Raw genomic sequence first — 15,520 nt, forward strand, 5'->3', positions numbered from 1 at the left:
CCGCAGCAATGACCCGACCGCGTAATGCTTGGCTGTTGCCAGTCAGCGTGATATTGGCTTTGCTGCTGGGATTGCTTCCGTTACCAGAGCCAATACGTCCGCTGCGTCCGTACTGGTTGGCACTGGTGCTGATGTACTGGGTCATCGAGACGCCTGGTCAAGTTGGGATAGGTTTCGCTTTTGCAATGGGTGTCCTGGCGGACTTGCTATATGGTGGCTTGTTAGGGGAGCAGGCGTTGCGCCTGGTGGTGATGTTGTTCATCGTGCAACGTTTCCGAGCCCGCCTGCGCTTCTTTCCGGTGCCGCAGCAGGCGTTGGTCATCGGTGGCTTGCTATTCAACGATTGTGTGGTTGCCATGGCGTTGCACCTGACTTTGGGCGAGCCGCTGTTGCCGTGGAGTTACTGGTGGGCACCGCTATTGGGAATGCTGTTGTGGGGGCCGTTGTTTGTATTGCTGGATGCGTTACGACTCGGTCATGGGAGTCGGAAGTGAACCGATGAACGTGCCTCATCCACAAGCCAAGCATACGTATGCCGAAGTTGAACAGTTTCGCCGTCGTGCGTTACTGAGCTTGTTCTTCGTCATGGTGTGTCTGTTTGGTTTAGTTGCCTGGTACTTCAAGCTGCAGGTACTCGATCATGAGATCTATGCGACACGTTCTGATGCCAACCGGATCAAATTGCATCCAGTCGTGCCAGGGCGCGGCATGATTTACGACCGGGACGGACGGCTTTTGGCGGATAACGTGCCTGCATTCCGATTGGACGTGATGCCGGATAAGGTTGACGACATGGAAGCAATGCTCGTTGAGCTGGGGAAGGTGATTCCGCTTTCAGCGGATGAACTGGAGCGTTTTCACCGCGAGCGCAAGGTGCGTCGAAGATTTATGCCGGTGACATTGAAGCTGCGTATGAGTGAGGAGGAGAGGGCGCGTTTTGCTGTCGATCGTTGGCGCTTCCCTGGTGTGGAGTTAGAGCCCTATCTGACCCGCCGTTACCCGTATGGCGATTTGTTTGCCCACGTGATCGGTTATGTCGGTCGTATCGACGAAAAGGATTTGGAGGTGCTGAAGGGAGGGGATGTTGCGTTGACATACATCGGTAAATCGGGTCTGGAGCGTTATTATGAGCAAGTGCTGCGTGGCAGGATCGGTTACCAGCAAATCGAGACCAATGTGCAAGGACGTGCAATCCGGAGCCTGGGACAGGTAACAGCACAGGCGGGTGCCGACTTGCGGTTGTCGATTGACGCTGACTTGCAGCGTGCGATGGTGGCTGCGTTTGGCCAATATGAAGGGGCCGCGGTGGCGATGGATCCACGCACCGGGGAGATTCTGGGAATGGTGAGTTTACCCAGCTATGATCCCAATTTGTTCGTCAATGGCATTTCTCATGCTCAATTCGACGCTCTTAATGCTGACCCTTCGCGGCCGCAGTTTAACCGTTTGGTATCGGGCGGCGTGGCTCCTGGTTCCACACTCAAGCCGTTGATCGCGTTGGCCGGATTGGATGCTGGTGTGCGTCGGCCTGAGGACCGGATTTTGTCTACCGGTATGTTCTACCTGCCCGGTGTCAACCGGGGTTGGGGGGATGCACATCGTGGTGGTCATGGTTGGACTGATTTGCGTAAATCGATCGCGCAGTCGGTCAATACTTACTACTATAAATTGGCGTTGGATCTGGGCATCGAGCGCTTCACCGACTACATGCGTCGCTATGGCCTCGGTCAGCTCACCGGGATCGATTTGACCGGAGAGATCAGTGGCATCCTCCCGTCCCTTGAATATAAGCGCAAGGTGCGTAAACAGGCTTGGTATCAGGGCGATACGGTCAATGTTTCGATTGGGCAGGGAGACTGGAAAGTAACCCTGCTTCAGTTGGTGCGTAGCGTTGCTGGTTTGGCCAGTGGTCAGATGAACCGCCCGCATTTGGTCGTTGCCGAGCGTACTGGTTTCAGCCAGCCGTGGCAGGTACTGGCGCAGCCAGCATCACAGCCGATCAGCCCGAATCCGGCGAATGTGCAGGTGGTGCGCGAGGGCATGATAGACACAATGCGTCCTGGAGGGACGGGCTACCAGGCTGCGGTTGGTGCACCGTATTCGATTGCTGGCAAGACCGGTACTGCGCAAGTGGCTAGCCGTAAGGGGACTGCTGCAGTTGATCCGCGTAACTTACCAATGCATTTACGCCACCGTGCGTTATTTGTTGGTTTTGCTCCGGCTGACAATCCGACGATCGCCGTGGCGATTGCGGTAGAGGGGGGCGGTTACGGTGCCAGCACTGCTGCACCCATTGCACGCAAGATTTTTGATGCTTGGTTGCTAGGCAAGCTACCGGAGGGCTTGGAGCCGTTGGATAGTGCACGAGGTCGCACCGCAATTGGTTTGACTCAGTTTGATACTACCGTTGCTGAAGTCTGTGAAGCTGGCAACCGTGCTGCGTTGCAACTGGGAGAACTGCAGGTTTCGGTCGCTGCTTGGATGTTAAATTCAGCCAGCATGATGCCAGCCGTGCCGCGTGCCCCGGTGATGCTCGATCCTTCACAGGAGGAAGACCCTTGAGGGATTTGTTGCGTTGGGGTGTGGATCTGGTGTTGCGCTTTACGCGTACTTTGGATTTGCCACTATGTTTGGCACTTGGGGCATTGATGGTGATTGGGTTGATGGTGATGCATAGTGCTGGTGCTGCCGTCACTGGTACCCGTCACTTGATGTTGTCGCAGAGTGCGCGTTTTGCGTTTGGGCTGGTGACAATGTGGTGTTTGTCAAGGGTCCCAGTGCCCCGCCTGCGTGCTTGGAGCCCACTGATTTACGTGTTGTCGATGCTGCCGTTGATGGCGGTATTCGTGCTGGGTACTGGCAAATACGGGCGCCAGTGGTTGGACCTGAAGCTATTTTATTTGCAGCCCGCTGAGCTACTGAAAATCAGTTTGCCAATGATGATGGCTTGGTACCTCCAACGTATGCCACTGCCACCGCGCCTGTTTACGGTGGTGGTCAGCTTCATGATCATAGGTTTGCCGACCGCGCTCATCATGCTGCAACCAGATTTTGGCACCAGTGTGTTGGTCGCTGCCTCTGGTGTGTTCGTGTTATTGCTGGCTGGCTTGCCATGGTGGTGGATTGGGATCGGCATCGTTGGTATTGCCATGATCGCACCGGTCGGTTGGTGTTGGCTGCTGCGACCGTATCAGAAGGATCGCATCATGATGTTTCTTAATCCGGAGAACGACACGCTTGGCGCGGGTTGGAACATTATTCAGTCTAAGATCGCGATTGGTTCGGGAGGGCTGGCCGGTAAGGGCTGGGGCCTTGGGACACAATCGCACCTTAACTTTATTCCGGAGCAGACGACTGACTTTGCGTTTTCAGTACTGAGTGAAGAGTTTGGTTGGGTTGGCGTGACTACGGTGCTGATGCTGTACTTGGTAGTCATCATGCGCTGCTTGTGGATTGCCGGACAAGCACGCGATACTTATTCGCGTTTGCTTGCTGGCGCCGTTGCTTTGTCTTTTTTTGTCTATGTGTTGGTCAACGGTGGTATGATCTCAGGTTTACTGCCAGTGGTGGGTGTACCAATGCCATTGATGAGTTATGGCGGTACTTCGGCGGTTTCTTTACTGGTTGGTTTCGGTTTGGTGATGGCGGTACGTTCGCATCGGCGAGTGCATCGCGGTTGAGTATGAGTGATGAAGGAAAATAGCCAGGTATGTCTATCCAGCCGTTTGATACGTTAGTCCCTCGTTACAATGCTAAGCATGCAGAACGAGTGTTTCTGTATTGAAAAAGTCCGATTTTCATTACAACTTACCTGAGGATCTGATTGCCCAAGCGCCCTTACCGGAACGCTCAGCAAGTCGTCTGATGCTTGTGCCGCCAATACCAGAGCGATTGCAGGACTGCTATGTGCGTGATTTGCCAGAACTATTGCAGCCTGGAGATTTGCTGGTATTCAACGACACGCGGGTGATCCCGGCGCGGCTTTTTGGGAAGAAGGTGAGCGGTGGTCGGGTTGAGATCTTGATTGAGCGCTTGCTCGGTGCGCAGCAGGTAGCGGCACAGTTGCGTACTAGCAGGCCGCCCAAAGTGGGCAACAGAATTTTGCTGGATGCTGGTGGTCGTGTCGAGGTGCTTGGTCGTGACGGTGAGTTCTATTTGTTGGGTTTCGAGGTTGACTTACCTTTGGAACAGTGGTTATCGGATGTCGGTCAGTTGCCGCTGCCTCCGTATATCCGCCGCGAGCCTGAGCAGAATGACCGTGAGCGCTATCAAACGGTGTTTGCACGTGCAGCGGGTGCTGTAGCGGCACCCACCGCTGGTTTACACTTCGATGAGTCGCTGTTGGCACGGCTACGCGCGCGTGGGATAAAGTTTGGTTATATCACCTTGCATGTAGGAGCGGGCACGTTCCAGCCGGTGCGGGTAGCGTTACTGCAACAGCACGTGATGCACAGTGAATGGTTCAATGTTGGTGCTGAATTGGTCGAGCAAGTGCGTAGTACCCGCGCGCGGGGTGGCCGAGTCATTGCCGTTGGCACGACCGTGGTGCGCTCATTGGAGAGTGCGATGCGTAATGGGGAGTTGCAACCATTTGTTGGCGAGACTCGGATCTTCATTTTCCCCGGTTATTGCATTCGCAGTGTGGATGCAATGGTGACTAACTTTCACTTGCCTGAGAGTACATTGTTGATGCTGGTTGCTGCTTTTGCGGGGCGTACGCGTGTTCTTGAAGCCTACCGTCATGCAGTGCAGGAGCATTACCGTTTTTTCAGTTACGGAGACGCGATGTTACTGTTTCCGCGTAATGCTGGTGAGCAATAATCCCACCAGATCATTACTCATTAGCATTGAGCCGATGTGACGTCATGCTGTAATGACTCGCGATTGCTGCATCAGTCGAGCGCTGAATCTGGTAGCAGTATAGATTCTGTCTGGTTTACTGCATTGTTCAATATTTGGTGCTGCTGACGTTACTTGCCGACATTGATTCAGTGACTGATTGGTTGCCAAGCGTTGCGGTTACGGTTGAACACTGGGCTTTTGTCCTCGTAAGGAGTTATAGCCTATAAACGTGGTTCCCTAGTGATGCCATTTTGTTGATCTGTGTGACCAGCGGTTGTACGAAACGGCGTTGGAGTCATATGTGAGTCCACATGATGCGCGGCTATAGCAATGGAGTCGCTGGATGCGTGTGAGCTGTTTTTTTCTTATGATTGTGGACAAGAGATGATGTGGTAGGAACCGCTTGTTTCATTGAATTGATGGTCAGCGGTTGCATGTGTTGTAAGTTTGCTGAGCGTTGTAAAGCGTGGCGCCGAGGTTCTGTCAGACTTGTACGCACCAAGCGGTTCATCACCTGCAATGAGTTAATTTAAGCCGATGCGGTTGGCATTGTGGTCTCCACCGATGTGGCTGTGCGGTGGGATTCAGGACATGAGGCCCAAGTTTGAAGGATGCAAGCAGCCGCGGTCCAAGGGTGGTTTGGGCAGGTCGACAGGTCTTCTCGGAGTAATTTTAAGGACACGAACCATCGGTATGCTTTGTATCCATCGTGGATGCAGCATCGACAAGGGTAAAGCGTGTTCGGTTGACGTGTTTGAGTTGAATGCGGGAGATGCCATGATGGGCAAGCAGATCTGAATCCTATGAAGTGAAAGCTCAGGTCAGCGTATTGCGGGTTTCAGGGTGTTCAGGCCGATTCGTGGAATGCTGCTTTTTTCTTGATCAGTTGGCGCCAACATGGTTGGTCTGACGTATTGGATTGTGTGTTTACATGTTCTGCGCTTCTTAAATGGATGTATTAGTCCTGCGCATAATTGGCGTCTTTAAATATCCAAGGCGGATGATGTGTTGATGCGATCTTAAAAAGCGCGTGTTTCAAGGCGGGGATGTAGCGCACGTTAGATTGGTAGTCTGTTGTGAATGTCTCGTTATTTCCTCAAGAACTGGATATGTTACTGCGGCGCTCGACGCTGTTTGCACTTAATCCGGTGTTGTGCCAAGCGTTGGTGCAGGCGTGGCAAGCGCTGCCTTCTGAATCCGGGCAGCAGGTGGCTTGGCCGGTGTTGGCCGACATGCTGGATGCACTGTTGGTGTTGTCCGCTGATGAGACGATACTGACCGCAGCGGTGTTGTTCGATGTGCCAATGCTGCGCCCAATGCTACCTGAGTTGCCGTGGCGTTCGAGTGTGCATCGGCAAGTGGTTCAGGGTTTGCTCGACGGCCAGGATGCTGCAGAACAAGTGTGGACACTGCACGCCGGATGTGCAGCGGGACGTCATGGTGAGGGGTTGCGCCGGCTGTTGTTGGCCATTGTTCATGATCTGCGTGTGGTGCCGATTCTACTTGCCCGGCAGCTGGCCAAGATGCGTGCTGCAGGTGTGTTGCTGGAGTCGCAGCGGCGTGCGTTGGCGCAACTGACCCGTGATATCCATGCCCCATTGGCTAACCGGCTTGGTATCTGGCAACTGAAGTGGCAACTGGAAGATCTGGCGTTCCGTTATTTGGAGGCAGATACCTACCGAAGTATTGCGTCTGCCTTGGATGAACGCCGGGTTGCGCGTGAGCGCTATATCGGTGTGATCACTGCCGAGTTATCGCAGGTGCTGGCTGAGCATGGTTTGAGTGCTGAGGTGAGTGGCCGCCCGAAGCACATTTACAGTATTTGGAGGAAGATGCAGAAGAAGCAGTTGCCCTTCGAACATCTGTACGACTTGCAAGCAGTGCGTGTGATAGTCGAGGACATCGCCGCCTGTTATGCCGCACTTGGAGTGGTGCATGCGTTGTGGGTACCGGTGCCCGGTGAGTTTGACGATTACATCGCTCGGCCTAAGGCGAATGATTACCGTTCACTACACACGGCAGTGTTGGGACCGGAAGGGCGTACTGTAGAAGTACAAATCCGCACGCACGAAATGCACGCACACGCTGAATTGGGTGTGGCTGCACACTGGAAATATAAAGAGGGTGGCAAAGGTACGGAAACGGCCTTTGATCGCAAGATCATCTGGATGCGGCAGCTGTTAGAGCATGCTCAGGATGGTGAATCTGGCGAGTTGGCAGAGGCGCTAGATACGGAGTTGATTGAGGACCGGGTTTACGCGTTAACCCCTAAAGGCGAGGTAATCGATGTGCCGCAGGGCGCGACGCCCCTGGACTTTGCTTATCACGTGCACACGATGGTGGGTCATCGCTGCCGGGGGGCGAAAGTGAACGGTCGCATTGTGCCGCTGACTTACCGCCTGCGCAGTGGCGATCGTGTGGAGATCTTGACTGCGAAGGAAGCCAACCCCCATCGCGACTGGCTACTTCGCGCGAATGGTTTTCTGGCCAGTGGCCGCTCGCGTGACAAGGTGAGCGCTTGGTTCAATAAGATTGAGCGGGTGCGCAACGTGCAGACCGGCAAGGATTTGCTTGACCGTGAGCTCAGACGGTTGGGACATCAGCACGCTGATCTTGGTCCTATCGCCCGACGTTTCCATGCCGATAGTGTGGATGATTTGTATGTCCAGATCGCGCTTGGTGACACCGGACCGAATCAGGTGAGCCGTGCGTTGCTGGAAACTGAGCGTGTTGTTCCACTTGCGTCACTGACACGGCCAGGGAGCACGCGTGATGGCCTTGGCAAATCAATGTTCACTGTGCAGGGCGTGAGCAATGTATTGGTGCAACTGGCTCGTTGTTGTCAGCCGGTGGCTGGCGAGATGATCGCCGGTTACTTGACCCGAAGCCGCGGGGTCACCGTACATCGTGCTGACTGTGCTGTACTGATGCGCTTGAGTGCTATGCATCCGCAGCGGGTGTTATCGGTTGAATGGGGCAGTCAGCCCGGTGGCAGTTATGAAGTTGGGATTTTGGTGCGTGCGGTAAACCGGCGTTGGTTGCTGAAGGACATCACCGATGTGATTGCACAAGAGGATGCGCATATGCTGGAAATGAGTAGCGATACGGTTCGCGACAGCAGTTATCTTCGGTTGCGGATGCGGCTGAAGGTCAGTGATCATAGCCAATTGGCGGCGTTGTTGAGCAAATTGGATGGACTCTCCGGTGTCAATGAGGTGCGGAGGATGGGCTAAGGCTACAGTAGGGCATGTATGTCACTGTCATTGCGACGTTTATGCTTAGAATTCCGAGGGTCATTGTTCACTGTCAGGACGTTTTGAGCTAAGGAATCGGCTTCATGTTCCTTCCATTCCTACCTCGGCTCCGTTCGCGCCTGTTTGGTCTGTCGCGACAGTGTTCTATTTGGCATGCGTTGCTGGCTGGGACACTGCTGCTCGGTTTGGCAATGCTGGTGTTAAGCAAACCATTGGCCGATTGGGTTTTGCCGGATAGCCGGATCCAGCAGTTGTTGCAGCGTGGTGAGGCAGCACTTGCTCAGGGCTATCTCAGTGCGTCTGATGGCAGTGGTGCACGTGATCTGTTTGAGACCGCGAAAGCATTGGATGGTGATCGCCATGAGGCGCGGGATGGTTTGTTGCGTACCGGACAGGCGGCGTTAGTACAGGCGCGTATTGCGTTTGATCGTGGTCAGCTTGACGTGGCTGAACGTTATTTGCGTCTGGCGCGTGAGCTGCAGATGCCGCAAGAGCAGGTCGATGCGCTGGAGCGTATCGTGCGTCGGCGTCAAGCCGAGCATGCTGGTCTTGATCAATTGCTCGTTCGGGCCGAGGAGGCTTACGCTGCTGGACGTCTGGAAGGTGATTCACACAGCGCACTGCCGTTGTACCAGCGGGTGTTGGAGTTGGTTCCGGGGCTGGCTCGTGCTTTGGAAGGACGTGAGGATGTACTGACTGAATTGTTGCGCCAAGCGTACGTTGATCTGGAACGTGGCCGGTTGGATGCTGCGGCTGCCAAGCTTGATGCGGCACAGCGTTACGATCCGGGACACGTGGACTTGCCGCAGACGCAGGACTTGTTCAACCGCGCGATAGATGTCCATTTGCGCCGGGCAGTTGGATTATTGCGGCGTGGCCGGTTGGCACCTGCGGCTCGCGACTTTGGGACGGTGCTGGCAGTGCGTCCTGAGCAGAGCGACGCGCGGCGCGGATTGGAGCAAGTGGTGGAGAAATATGTGGCGCAGGCTGGACGTGAGGCGGCTGAATTCCGTTTCGAGCATGCTGAAGTGTCGCTGGCACGCGCACGTGCTTTGTTGCCTGGTCAAGTCTCGATCCATCTAGCTGAGCAGGCGTTGCAGCGTGCCCGTCAAACTCAGAGCTCAGCACAGCCAAAACTATCCAAAGTTACGCGTGAGCGGCATTTGTGTGAATTAATGGGACGCTTCGAGGTGGCCGAGAGTCGGCAGGAGTGGCTGGCTCCGCCCGGTGTCAGTGCTTATGATCAGGTGCGCGCTGCCCAAGCGATTGCACCGGGAGATGTACGTGTACAGGGGGCTGCACAGCGCATGCTGGTGGCTATGCGTGCCTGTTTTGAGGGTGAACTCAGCCGCAATCGATTGCAGAGTGCTCAGACATGTCTGGATGCTTGGCAGGCGATTGATGGTCAGGATGGGGCTTTGTCAGTGGCCAGAAGGCGCTTGGCACAGCGTTGGATTGGGATTGGGAGCGAGCGTTTTGGTGGAGGTGATATCACTTTCGCGCGCCGGGCCTTGGAACAGGCGCGGCGCTGGGATCCGCATATTCCGGAGTTAGATGAATTCGCGCGGCGCGTTGATCTTGCTTCGCAGCGTTGAGGTGTGGACAGGAGCTCGCAGTGACCTCGTTGCTGTTCCTGCTTCAGGTGCTTGATGAGAGCGATTCAACCTTCTGGTTGGGTTTGATCTAAGTGCCATTTTTCTTGGCTTAGGTGATTGATCTTGCCTGGATGTGCAGTATCGGTATCCCAGGCCCCAATCACTCTCTTCCTGTTCCAGGTTAGGTTAATGTCGTTTTTCCGTAAAGATTTCCACGAAAGCGGTGTTCCATACGATGAGATATTTATTTTTTCCGTATCTTTACTGTGTTCATTTGTGATGAATGCGTAGGTGCGCGTGCTTCGCCATCTGTCGATGGATTCCACTTGCAGTACTAAGTTGCCTTGTTTCAGCCCTGTGCTTCCGCTTGATGTACATCTTGTCCGGTGCAGTGCTGACGATGGTGGAGGCTATCAAAGGTGGATGAGTGTTTTATTGGCTGGATTGAAATTCATATGTTGAGTAAGCCTCTTGCTTTTAGCCAGTCGTATGCGTTGTCAGCATCCTGTTCGAACCATGCCCGAGTTGACCCAAGCCGGTACGTATATCCCCAAACATCCATATCGTGCATGAGCCGGTCGCGACCGATTTCGGGGAGGGCATCAGCCAGTAATATTTGTAAATAGCAGGTCGCATCTTCTTCTTCGCTTGAATTAGTTGCGTTGGTATGCACCGTGGCGCGCTGTTCTGGCGGTAATACGATCAGGTGGCATGCCTCATGCAGCATCGAGTGCACCGGTGTGTCGCTGCGTACGTAGACGTCACAACCAATGATGCCGGCTTCTGGTTCACCCCAGTAGCTGCCGGGGATTGGAGCTCCGTCCTCAATGAGGTGCAAGTGCAGGCCATAACGTGCAAGCAACTCGATGGCACCGGTGAGCGCAATCTGTCCGACACGGGACACACTCGCCGATGCGTTGGGTGTGGTCTGAGAAGTGGGCAATGTGGAAGGCATCCAGGGTTTCTGGGAAATGGTAGGTTTGACGGTATTTGCGGAAACGGGAAGATGCCTGGTTCAGCGTTCTGAATCGTCGGGCAGTGCTACTGATATGTCGAGGACGTCATTAGCGCCGTCCTTGATTAAGTCGACTTTCACCGCATCGGCATCGATCTTTACGTATTTTTTGATGACTTCCAGCAGTTCACGCTGTAGCAGTGGCAGGTAATCGGGGCCACCACGCTTGGTGCGTTCCTGCGCGATAATAATTTGCAGGCGGTTCTTCGCTGTTTCGGCGGTTTTTGTCTTGTTTCTTAGAAAATCGATCAGACCCATGCTTAACCCCCGAACAGCTTACTGAAGAAGCTCTTTTTTTCCACAGTGGTGAAGCGCATTGGGTGATCTTCGCCCAGGATGCGGCCAACGGCGTCTTCGTAGGCTAGGCCGGCTGAGGAGTCGTTGTCCAGGATTACAGGCTCACCTTTGTTGGAGGCGTTAAGCACGTCGCCTGATTCGGGGATGACGCCGATTGCTTTCAGTCCGAGGACTTCCTCGACGTCGGTAATGCTGAGCATCTCACCACTTTCTACGCGTGTTGGGCTATAACGGGTCAGCAGCAGTGTGGTGACTACGCTGCTACCGGTCTCGGCTTTCTTAGTTTTGGAATCAAGTAGCCCGATGATGCGATCTGAGTCGCGCACGGAGGATACTTCCGGGTTGACCACGACGACTGCACGGTCGGCAAAGTACATCGCCAGGTAGGCCCCTTTTTCGATACCGGCCGGTGAATCGCAGAAGATGAAGTCGAAGCCTTCCGCATCCAGATCTTTGAGCACTTTCTCCACACCTTCCTTGGTCAATGCGTCCTTGTCGCGGGTTTGGGAGGCGGCCAGCACATACAGGTTATCGAAGCGCTTGTCCTTGATGAGTGCCTGCTTGAGTGTGGCTTCGCCATGTATCACGTTGACGAAGTCGTATACTACACGGCGTTCGCAGCCCATGATGAGGTCAAGGTTGCGCAGCCCAACGTCGAAGTCAATCGCTGCAACCTTCTTGCCGCGTCGTGCCAATCCGCAGGCTAAGCTTGCACTGGTAGTGGTTTTACCGACGCCGCCCTTGCCGGAAGTGATTACGATAATTTCAGCCAAAGGACTTCTCCTGATACGTTCTGTGGTTAGGCTGTGTCAATCCAACACAGCAATTTTGATCTGATCTTGTTCCAGCCAGACCTGGACAGCCTTACCACGTAGTTCTGTGGGGATATCGTCCAGCACCTTGTATTGGCCCGCAATGGCGATCAATTCTGCTTGAAAATCCCGGCAAAATATTCGCATTTCGGTGTTGCCCCGGGCGCCGGCCATGGCACGGCCGCGTAGGGTCCCATAAATGTGAATGCTACCATCGGCGATTACTTCAGCACCGGCGCCGACTGTATTCAGGATGGTCAAATCGCAGTGTTCTGCATACAGTTGCTGGCCTGAGCGCACTGTGGTGTGCTGTATTCGGCTAGCTTTGGCAGGTGGCGGCGTGGGTGGTGTTGATGGTGGTGGTGCAGCGACTGTTTCCTGACGCTCGTAATGGGCACGAAACTTGGACAGTAGCGGTAATCCGAGTTGTTGCGACAGCAGGTCAATTTCACTGGTTCCATAAGCAATGGCTACTGGCAGCACGTTGACTCCGCGTAGGCCTTCCACCAGTGCTTGTGCAGTGACCAAGTCTGGGGTTTTTGCGAGTTCTCCGAAGTCCAGGATCACGGCGGTACGTTTGAAGAGCTTGGGTGCGCGCGTTACCCGATCACACATCTCCTGAATTAGGCGTGATACGTTCAGGGTGCGGATCCGCAAAGTGGCAATACCCACTTGGCCGATTTTCAGTTCACCGGCTTGCTCGAAGTCCATGTTCACACTCGACATGCTTAACTTTCCGCCTAGTTGGGTGTGGCGATATGGCGTTTCCGGCCTACCCAGGGGAGGTTCGGAAGCTTGTCGCCGTAGGTCTCTTGGATCCAGGGGTAGCTGCACATCTCTTTCATCAGCATGCTGGCACGCACATCGATATCAGTCATCGTGTTCTGCCCGATCTCGTGGAAACCGAAGCTGCCGTGGAATAACAATGCTGCCTCGGCACCGTGGTCCAGAAATACCTCGCAGGCCAGATATGGATAGCGCAATTCGGCGTAGCTGTGTACGTCTGCATACAATGCCCGACCGACACCACCGCCACGACGGCGGCTGGTGACTACGATACGGTCGATATAGAAAAAGTTCTCGTAGCGTTCGCGAAACCAAGCAAAATTGCTACTACTGTGCTGGCTTGTGCTACCAAACCCGACCAAAAAACCAGCCAGATTGCTGTCACGCTCGGCCACACGGAAGTATTCAGCGGTTTTGTAGAAACGGCGAAGTTCAGAAAGATCTAGAGGTAAGATCGCTAATCCGGCGTCATTGTTCAGAGCCAGTACGGCATCGAGTTCAGACTCACGCACGTCGCGGATGAGAATCGGCATTAAGACTCCGTGGTGTAGCGTGGTCAATCCGGATTGCTGGATCCAGTGCAGATTATGACATGTGTGGCCTTAGCGTGGCACGCGGTAGATGATAACGATGCGTCTGAACTTAGCAGTACTTGGGTACATCGCCGGTGGATAGACATCAGGAATATGTGTGCCACGTGTATCGCTTTGAACGGGTTGCTCGTGAGTGATGTGTGTAAGGTGATCGGTCATCTATGCCAGGGTTGGCGATCGGCCAGCGATCAGATCGCAGCGTTGGATTTGCCTGCTGTGAAGCGGTATTCGTTTGGATATCGTTATGCTGTCGATTGCCGAGAACCTAGAGTATGCCCAGGTGCTGTTTGGTGTTGTCCCGGAATCATCGTCAACGAGGTATGCCGTGACTGCGATCCGTTGGAATGCGGTAGGCGTCACCAGGGGTGGTGCAGTTATTCATCATAGTTCGAGCAACAGATGGGTTTATGGGGAGATTGGCCAAGTCCAGTATTGCTGGTGATTTGCATCCAGGCAGTACATTTTCAATGTTGGTTTGTGTTCACCTAATCCAGGCTATGCATCAAGATGTTTTTGGCTAGGTGTCGTTGCCGATGCCGCACTATGCTAGCTGGCAGTGGTCTATCACATCCTCAAGCCAATACCGTGTACATCGGTACACAAGTGCAATGATATTGCAGAAATAGCTGACCTTAATCATCAATCATCCAGCCCGGTATTGTGATGAGTGCCGTGGCAGGGATCATTGGTTGAGTTGCTACGCACGGTGGTTGCTGCAATCAACCATTGCTGATGTGGGATTTCAGTGCAATCTTGCTCGGCAGGGTGGCTGAACATCTAGAGTGAAGCCTGCTACGATGCGTAGCTTGATATTCAATTAACCCGGCCGTGGCATCGGTCTCCGGAGATTGCTGAATGATTCGTGCCCGTATCACCGAGTTCTTGATCGCGTTGGGAATTGTGGCTGCTTTGTTTCTTGGGGTGGGGTTGGCTTTGCCTGCGGAACGTCACATGGCCGAGAGCATCGGGACTAACCGTAAGATGACGATCGTATACGACACGGTAAACAGTTTCCGCCGTTTCAAGGACTGGAATCCATTGTTGTTGCGTGATCCAAAAATCCAAATCAAGCTGGCTGGCCCAGAATCGGGTAAAGGAGCCCGTGTTGAGTACAATTCCGATCAAAGCTACATCGGCAGCGGCAGCTGGGAGATCGTCAACAGTGTGAAGAATGAGCGCGTTGAGATTGCAATCCAGGATGCAACCAGGGGTTACGACAAGGTGACGACGTTTACTTTGCAGCCTACCGGTAAAAACAACCGTAATGTCCAAATCACCCAGGACTACAACGTCAAGTACGGGTTCAACCTGTTTGGTCGCTATGCTGGTCTGTATGTGAGCCGCCATGTGGGTGAAGATTTGAAATTGGGGTTGTTACGTTTGTCTAACATTCTGGCCGGCGTGCCAAACGTCGATTACCGTGCTGAGCTGGATGGCAAGTTGGCCATAACCGGTCTGAAAATCGTCAATGTACCTGCTGAGGATCTGCTGGTTGTCAACGCAGGTAATATTGACCGTCAAAACGACACCATTAAGAAGTCAATCAAAGATAACCAGGAATGGATCAAGCGCGTTATGGATGCTAATGGCTTGGAGCCATCTGCCCCGATCCGCATTGTCACGACTGATTTTGCTCAGTACAAATATGCCTTTGATGTGGTTCAACCGGTGCGTAAGAAGGTCGGTGGTAAACCCAACGATGCTAAGTCCAAGACAGATGGCAAAGGAAAAAAGAAACCTCAAGAGCGGGCGGCTGATGCGCACATGGTTTCCACAGGTGGCACGCTGAAGGTCGTTATCCCTGCCGGTGCTCCGGTCAAATACGTGCATACCAAACCGCACCATTCTGCTTCTGCCTCTTACACCGGCCATATGGCAGGATTGGATACTACCCGTAATGCGCTGCGGGCATGGGCTGTCACCTCAGGCTACGACGTTGTTGACCGTCCCTATGAGTCCTGGAAGAGGGGCGTGGACAAGGCGTTTACCCAAGATGGGAGCTATGATCTGTATTGGGCGATTAAGTGATCGGTTGTAACGCCATGTATTGATGTTGTTAGAACGTGCTGCTGAGTGCGGCACGTTTTTTCAACCGTTCTATTTGCCTATGCCGCCCACGGGGCGGTGTTGGTTGTGTTTGTTAATTCCGGATAACACCTCCTGATATGGGTTGGCTTGGCTTGCATTGCGGATTGGAACCCTGCTGTTTTCCGTCGGTCTGTGGGTCGCTGCGTTGTGGCAGGTCTTGATTCGGATGGTCCAGCTCTGCAGCATCTGTGATGCTTGCTCGCAGGATGCTGCTAATGATCGATAAACTGAGGCGCTT

General features: G+C 53.9%; 13 protein-coding genes. 7 read left to right on the forward strand and 6 right to left on the reverse strand.

All coding sequences use genetic code 11. From position 1 onward, the window contains the following. The first annotated feature begins 8 nt into the window (after positions 1 to 8). The 6 genes from mreD (at position 9) to PLS229_RS03650 (ending at position 9,691) form a co-directional block, all read left to right on the forward strand. The gene (gene mreD / locus PLS229_RS03625; protein ID WP_038270649.1) at positions 9 to 494 is read left to right on the forward strand and encodes a rod shape-determining protein MreD; all 486 of its coding nucleotides are present in this window, start codon (positions 9 to 11) and stop codon (positions 492 to 494) included. Positions 495 to 498: 4 nt separating this feature from the next. After that, positions 499 to 2,562: a penicillin-binding protein 2 gene (gene mrdA / locus PLS229_RS03630; RefSeq protein ID WP_038270715.1), complete on the forward strand. Its 2,064-nt coding sequence runs from the start codon at positions 499 to 501 to the stop codon at positions 2,560 to 2,562. Continuing rightward, positions 2,559 to 3,680 (forward strand): rod shape-determining protein RodA, encoded by a 1,122-nt coding sequence (gene rodA, locus PLS229_RS03635; protein ID WP_038270650.1) that lies wholly within the window; start codon positions 2,559 to 2,561, stop codon positions 3,678 to 3,680. Before mrdA ends, rodA begins: the two co-directional genes overlap by 4 nt. Before the next feature lie 100 nt (positions 3,681 to 3,780). Next, positions 3,781 to 4,821: a tRNA preQ1(34) S-adenosylmethionine ribosyltransferase-isomerase QueA gene (gene queA / locus PLS229_RS03640; protein WP_038270651.1), complete on the forward strand. Its 1,041-nt coding sequence runs from the start codon at positions 3,781 to 3,783 to the stop codon at positions 4,819 to 4,821. A gap of 1,130 nt (positions 4,822 to 5,951) precedes the next feature. Continuing rightward, the gene (locus PLS229_RS03645) at positions 5,952 to 8,075 is read left to right on the forward strand and encodes a bifunctional (p)ppGpp synthetase/guanosine-3',5'-bis(diphosphate) 3'-pyrophosphohydrolase (protein ID WP_171898046.1); all 2,124 of its coding nucleotides are present in this window, start codon (positions 5,952 to 5,954) and stop codon (positions 8,073 to 8,075) included. Positions 8,076 to 8,179: 104 nt separating this feature from the next. Beyond that, entirely contained in the window at positions 8,180 to 9,691 is a 1,512-nt protein-coding gene (locus tag PLS229_RS03650) for a tetratricopeptide repeat protein (RefSeq protein WP_038270654.1), read from the forward strand. A 451-nt stretch (positions 9,692 to 10,142) separates the two neighbouring features. Here the strand turns inward: PLS229_RS03650 and PLS229_RS03655 are convergent, their stop codons facing one another. From PLS229_RS03655 to PLS229_RS03680, 6 genes are all read right to left on the reverse strand, one after another. Next, entirely contained in the window at positions 10,143 to 10,646 is a 504-nt protein-coding gene (locus PLS229_RS03655; RefSeq protein ID WP_038270655.1) for a hypothetical protein, read from the reverse strand. A gap of 60 nt (positions 10,647 to 10,706) precedes the next feature. Further along, a complete protein-coding gene (gene minE, locus PLS229_RS03660) occupies positions 10,707 to 10,964 on the reverse strand; it encodes a cell division topological specificity factor MinE (RefSeq protein WP_038270656.1) in 258 nt (85 codons plus the stop codon). 2 nt (positions 10,965 to 10,966) lie between these two features. Next, positions 10,967 to 11,776 carry a septum site-determining protein MinD gene (gene minD, locus PLS229_RS03665; RefSeq protein ID WP_038270657.1) on the reverse strand — a complete coding sequence of 270 codons (810 nt, stop codon included), beginning with the start codon at positions 11,774 to 11,776 and terminating at the stop codon, positions 10,967 to 10,969. A gap of 36 nt (positions 11,777 to 11,812) precedes the next feature. Then, positions 11,813 to 12,541 (reverse strand): septum site-determining protein MinC, encoded by a 729-nt coding sequence (minC, locus tag PLS229_RS03670; protein WP_038270658.1) that lies wholly within the window; start codon positions 12,539 to 12,541, stop codon positions 11,813 to 11,815. 14 nt (positions 12,542 to 12,555) lie between these two features. Beyond that, complete coding sequence (locus PLS229_RS03675; RefSeq protein WP_038270659.1) at positions 12,556 to 13,134, reverse strand: GNAT family N-acetyltransferase; 579 nt, start codon at positions 13,132 to 13,134, stop codon at positions 12,556 to 12,558. A 69-nt stretch (positions 13,135 to 13,203) separates the two neighbouring features. Beyond that, positions 13,204 to 13,353, reverse strand: a complete 150-nt coding sequence (locus PLS229_RS03680; protein WP_160165143.1) for a hypothetical protein — start codon at positions 13,351 to 13,353, stop codon at positions 13,204 to 13,206. A 696-nt stretch (positions 13,354 to 14,049) separates the two neighbouring features. Here PLS229_RS03680 and PLS229_RS03685 point away from each other — a divergent pair. After that, positions 14,050 to 15,222, forward strand: a complete 1,173-nt coding sequence (locus PLS229_RS03685; RefSeq protein WP_038270660.1) for a polyketide cyclase — start codon at positions 14,050 to 14,052, stop codon at positions 15,220 to 15,222. The last annotated feature ends 298 nt before the right edge of the window (positions 15,223 to 15,520 follow it).

Source organism: Xylella taiwanensis (assembly GCF_013177435.1).
Lineage (GTDB): Bacteria > Pseudomonadota > Gammaproteobacteria > Xanthomonadales > Xanthomonadaceae > Xylella > Xylella taiwanensis.

Bases quoted from the DNA above. Each gene is read 5' to 3' on its own strand.
- minE (WP_038270656.1), bottom strand. From the start codon at position 10,964: ATGGGTCTGATCGATTTTCTAAGAAACAAGACAAAAACCGCCGAAACA.
- PLS229_RS03645 (WP_171898046.1), top strand. From the start codon at position 5,952: ATGTTACTGCGGCGCTCGACGCTGTTTGCACTTAATCCGGTGTTGTGC.
- PLS229_RS03675 (WP_038270659.1), bottom strand. From the start codon at position 13,134: ATGCCGATTCTCATCCGCGACGTGCGTGAGTCTGAACTCGATGCCGTA.
- PLS229_RS03685 (WP_038270660.1), top strand. From the start codon at position 14,050: ATGATTCGTGCCCGTATCACCGAGTTCTTGATCGCGTTGGGAATTGTG.
- PLS229_RS03650 (WP_038270654.1), top strand. From the start codon at position 8,180: ATGTTCCTTCCATTCCTACCTCGGCTCCGTTCGCGCCTGTTTGGTCTG.
- mrdA (WP_038270715.1), top strand. From the start codon at position 499: ATGAACGTGCCTCATCCACAAGCCAAGCATACGTATGCCGAAGTTGAA.
- minC (WP_038270658.1), bottom strand. From the start codon at position 12,541: ATGTCGAGTGTGAACATGGACTTCGAGCAAGCCGGTGAACTGAAAATC.
- mreD (WP_038270649.1), top strand. From the start codon at position 9: ATGACCCGACCGCGTAATGCTTGGCTGTTGCCAGTCAGCGTGATATTG.
- PLS229_RS03655 (WP_038270655.1), bottom strand. From the start codon at position 10,646: ATGCCTTCCACATTGCCCACTTCTCAGACCACACCCAACGCATCGGCG.
- PLS229_RS03680 (WP_160165143.1), bottom strand. From the start codon at position 13,353: ATGACCGATCACCTTACACACATCACTCACGAGCAACCCGTTCAAAGC.